General features: G+C 73.9%; 4 protein-coding genes. 2 read left to right on the top strand and 2 right to left on the bottom strand.

All coding sequences use genetic code 11. From position 1 onward, the window contains the following. Positions 1–21: 21 nt before the first annotated feature. Together ACFU7Z_RS36855 and ACFU7Z_RS36850 are read right to left on the bottom strand one after the other, a co-directional pair. Positions 22–285: a hypothetical protein gene (locus tag ACFU7Z_RS36855; protein ID WP_380782433.1), complete on the bottom strand. Its 264-nt coding sequence runs from the start codon at positions 283–285 to the stop codon at positions 22–24. Positions 286–377: 92 nt separating this feature from the next. Continuing rightward, the gene (locus ACFU7Z_RS36850) at positions 378–1,256 is read right to left on the bottom strand and encodes a DMT family transporter (protein WP_380782431.1); all 879 of its coding nucleotides are present in this window, start codon (positions 1,254–1,256) and stop codon (positions 378–380) included. A gap of 277 nt (positions 1,257–1,533) precedes the next feature. Between ACFU7Z_RS36850 and ACFU7Z_RS36845 the strand changes: the two genes are divergently transcribed. Beyond that, positions 1,534–2,454 (top strand): serine/threonine dehydratase, encoded by a 921-nt coding sequence (locus ACFU7Z_RS36845; protein WP_380782429.1) that lies wholly within the window; start codon positions 1,534–1,536, stop codon positions 2,452–2,454. A 268-nt stretch (positions 2,455–2,722) separates the two neighbouring features. Beyond that, the gene (locus tag ACFU7Z_RS36840) at positions 2,723–4,384 is read left to right on the top strand and encodes an APC family permease (protein WP_049658055.1); all 1,662 of its coding nucleotides are present in this window, start codon (positions 2,723–2,725) and stop codon (positions 4,382–4,384) included. Positions 4,385–4,404 lie beyond the last annotated feature (20 nt).

The following is a 4,404-nucleotide window of genomic DNA, read 5'->3' as shown; positions in this document are numbered from 1 at the left end:
GGCGCGGGGCCCGTACGGCGCTCACTCCTCCCCGGGCCGCGGGTTCGGGTTGACCGCCTGGCCGTCGATGGGCTCGCCCCAGGCGTCCTCGCCGTCCGCGTCGACGCAGTAGCCGCTGCCCTCGACGTGCCCGCCCGCGCTCCGGCACTGGTCGGCGGTGACGTCCCGGCGCCCGGTCGCCGCCGCCGGACCGGCGGCGGCCACGGTCCCGGCCACGGCGAGCGGGAGGAGCAGGAGGGCGGAGGCGGTCGCGGCGGCCACCCGGGCCGGCAGTGAGCTGTTCATGCGGACCACGACAGCACGCCACCGGACCCCCGGCGACCACAGGACGCCCGCCCGGGTGGCCCCCGCCCTCCGCCGCTCCCGCGCCGGAGCCGCTACTCCCGCGCCAGCGCCGCGATGGCCGCGAGCAGCAGCGCCGAGCCCGCCAGCAGGCCCGCCGTCAGCGGCTCGCCGAGGCAGAGCACGCCGATCACCGCCGCGGTCGCGGGCTCCAGCAGGACCAGCACCGCGGCCGTCGTGCTGGGCACGGTGGTCAGGCCGGTGAAGTACCAGCGGTAGGCGAACAGGGTGGGCACGGTGCCGAGGAAGAGCAGCGCCACCGCGGTCACCAGCGGGTCCCCGTCGACCGGCAGGACGCCCTGGACACCCTGGACGGCGACGAGCGGAAGCAGGCAGAGCAGCCCGGTGGTGAAGGCGCCGGTGCCGGCCCGGGCCGAGCCGCCGCCCCGGGCCCAGAGGGTGAGGCCGCTCTGGCCGCCGCCCGCGAGGACGGCCAGCGCGACGCCGAGGGCCGGGCGCGGGCCCGCCGCCGGGGCGGCCACCAGCAGGGCGAGGCCGGCCAGGGCCAGGGCGGCCGCGGCCGCCGTTCGACGGGTCAGGCGTTCGCCGAGCAGCAGGTGGGCGCCGAGGCTGGTGAACACCGGGCCGGCGCCGATGGTGATCAGGGTGCCCAGCCCGAGGCCCGCGTACCGCACCGAGCCGAAGTAGGCGCACTGGCTGACCGCCAGACCGAGCCCGGTCAGCGCGGCGGAGCGCCACCCGGCGGCGCCCCGCCCGGCGCGCGGCCGGCGGCCCGGCAGCAGGGCCAGGCAGAGCGCGGCGACGCCGAAGCGCCAGCAGGAGACGCCCGCCGGGCCGAGCCCGCTGGTGCTCATCAGCAGTGCGGAGACGGCGCCGCCGACGCCCCAGGCGACGGCGGCGGCGGAGATGGACAGGAGGCCGCGCCGGAAGGGCACGGCGGTGTACGAGGTCATGCGTCGGTACTCCACGATGAGTTGCCGGTTCAGGTCCGCTGGGTACGCGGGCGGCAGTCATCGCCCCGGCTGCGGGCAGTCCCGTCGGGCCGGAGGAGGTGGAGTGGGCCGCCCGCTAGCGGGCCGGCGGGGGGAGGATCACGAATCGCACGGGGCCAGCCTACGCGCGGTCCGGCCCCGGCGTTCGTGATCTTTCCTTCGCCCACGGACGGGACGTACGGTCGTCCTGGCCGGGACTCCCGGCGGCACGTCCCACTCGACGAAGGAGCGGAACACGATGGACCAGCTGACGTACGACGAGGTCGAGGCCGCCGGGAAGCGGATCGCCGGGCGGGTGCGCCCGGTGGCGGTGGCACCGGGGGACGACGGCGGACGGACCTGGCTGGCGCTGGAGTTCCTCCAGCACACCGGCAGCTTCAAGGCGCGCGGCGCGCAGAACTTCCTGCTGGCGCACGCCGAGGCGGGCACCCTCCCGGACGCCGGGGTGACCATCGCCTCGGGCGGCAACGCCGGGCTGGCCTGCGCCTGGGCGGCCCGCGAACTCGGCGTCCACGCAACGGTGTTCCTGCCCGAGACGGCCTCCCCGGTGAAGCTGGCGCGGCTGCGCTCGTACGGCGCCGAGGTACGGCTGGCGGGCCGGGAGTACGCGGAGGCGCTGGCCGCCTGCGAGGAGTTCGCGGCCGGCAGCGGGGCGCTGTCCTCGCACGCGTACGACCACCCGCTGATCGCCGCCGGCGCCGGGACGGTCCTGTCGGAGATCCGCGCCGGGGTGCCCGGGCTGGACACGGTGGTGGTGTCGGTCGGCGGCGGCGGGCTGTTCGCCGGGGTGGCGGTGGCGGCCCGCGAGCACGGCATCCGGGTGCTCGCCGTGGAGCCGACGGGCAGCCGCGCGCTGAACGCCGCCCTGGCCGCGGGCCGCCCGGTGGACGTCCCGGTGGACTCCGTCGCCCAGGACTCGCTCGGGGCCCGCCGGGCCACCGCCCTCGCCGTGGACGCCGCCGCGCACGAGGGCGTCCGGTCGGTGCTGGTCGACGACGAGGCCATCGTGCGCGCCCGCCGGCAGCTCTGGGAGGACCGCCGGATCGCCGTCGAGTACGCGGCCGCCACGGCGCTCGCCGCCGTCGACCGGGCCGAGGGCGAGCGCGTCGCCGTGCTGCTCTGCGGCGCCAACACCGACCCGTCCGATCTGGTGGACTAGCGCCGCTCCGCTATACGGAGCCCACTATTCCCATCCTCGGGAATTTCCCCTATCATGCGACCCCGCACGGCGCGGCCCGAATTTCGGTCGGATCGATCGGATACGTAATATGCCGGGCGCCATAACGCCCCCTACCTGCAAGGATGTCCGGAAAAGAATGTAAACATTCAGTAATGAAATCTGTGCAGAGGGGACTGAAAAGTCCTAGTGTGTGGCAACTCTCATCGCTCCGCCCACCCCGGAGTCCCCACACACAGAGAGATCGTTCATGGCTTCCCTCAACCAGATCTCGCCGCCCGGCCAGGGCACCGGTTCCGAAACCGGCACCGCCCAGCGGTCGCTGCGCCGCCACGTCGGCCTCGTCGGCCTCATGTGGGCCTCGGTCGGCTCGATCATCGGCTCCGGCTGGCTGTTCGGCGCCAAGGAAGGCGTCGTGGCGGCCGGCCCGGCCGCCGTCGTCTCCTGGGGCATCGGCACGGTGGCGATCGTGCTGCTCGCGCTCGTGCACGCCGAGCTCGGCAGCATGTTCCCGGTCTCGGGCGGTACCGCGCGGTACCCGCACTACGCCTTCGGCGGCCTCGCCGGGATGTCCTTCGGCTGGTTCTCCTGGCTCCAGGCGGCCACCGTCGCGCCGATCGAGGTCGAGGCGATGATCGGCTACGCCCGGCACTGGCCCTGGGCGGGCGGCCTGCTCAACGACAACAACACCCTTACCGCCAGCGGCTTCGCCGTCGCCACCGTGCTCATGGCGGTGTTCGTCGCGGTGAACTTCCTGGGCGTGCGTGTCCTGGCCCGCACCAACAACGTCGCCACCTGGCTGAAGATCTTCGTCCCGCTGTTCACGATCTTCGTGCTCGCCGTGACCAACTTCCACGGCTCCAACTTCACCTCGCACGGCTTCGCCCCGTTCGGCGCCCAGGGCGTGCTCGCGGCGATCAGCACCAGCGGCATCATCTTCGCCCTGCTCGGCTTCGAGCAGGCCATCCAGCTGGCCGGCGAGAGCCGCAACCCCAAGCGCGACATCCCCCGCGCCGTCCTCGGCTCGGTCGCCATCGGCGCCGTGGTCTACACCCTGCTCCAGGTCGTCTTCATCGGCGCGCTGCCGGTCAGCTCCTTCGCCAACGGCTGGGACAAGCTCGACTTCCCCGGCATCGACGGCCCCTTCGCGGGCCTCGCCACCACCGTCGGCCTCGGCTGGCTGGCCTGGGTGCTGTACGCCGACGCCGTGATCTCCCCCGGCGGCAGCGGGCTGATCTACACCACCTCGACCTCGCGCATCTCCTACGGCCTGAGCCGCAACGGCTACGCCCCGCAGCGCTTCGAGGAGTTGGACAAGAACGGCGTGCCGTGGTTCGGCCTGGTCATCGCCTTCGTCACCGGCGTGATCTGCTTCCTGCCCTTCCCGAGCTGGCAGGAGCTGGTCGGCTTCATCACCTCCGCCAGCGTGCTGATGTACGCCGGCGCCCCGCTGGCCTTCGGCGCGATGCGCCGCCGGCTGCCCGACCGCGAGCGCCCCTACCGGCTGCCGGCGGGCGGCGTGATCTCCCCGGCCGCGTTCGTGGTCTCCAGCCTGATCATCTACTGGTCCGGCTGGCACACCCTCTCCCGCCTGGGCATCGCGATCGTGCTCGGCTACGTCCTGCTCGGGAGCTACGCCGCGTACGCGATCAGGAAGGGCCTGCCGAACGCGCCGCGACTGAGCTGGAAGGCCGCCCAGTGGCTGCCGCCCTACCTGATCGGCCTCGGCCTGATCTCCTGGCTCGGCGGCTTCGGCGACGGCATCGGCCGGATCCCGCTGTGGACCGACATGGCCCTGGTGTCGGTGTTCTCGGTGGCCATCTACTACTGGGCGATCCGGGTGGCGCTGCCGGCCGAGGAGATCGAGCAGGAGGTCGCCGACGTCGAGGTGGTCGACGAGGGCGGCCACTGACCGACGACGAACGACAGGAC

The sequence above is a fragment of the Kitasatospora sp. NPDC057518 genome, from assembly GCF_042802075.1.
Taxonomy (GTDB): Bacteria; Actinomycetota; Actinomycetes; order Streptomycetales; family Streptomycetaceae; genus Kitasatospora.
This window is presented reverse-complemented; position numbering and strand designations above follow the sequence as displayed.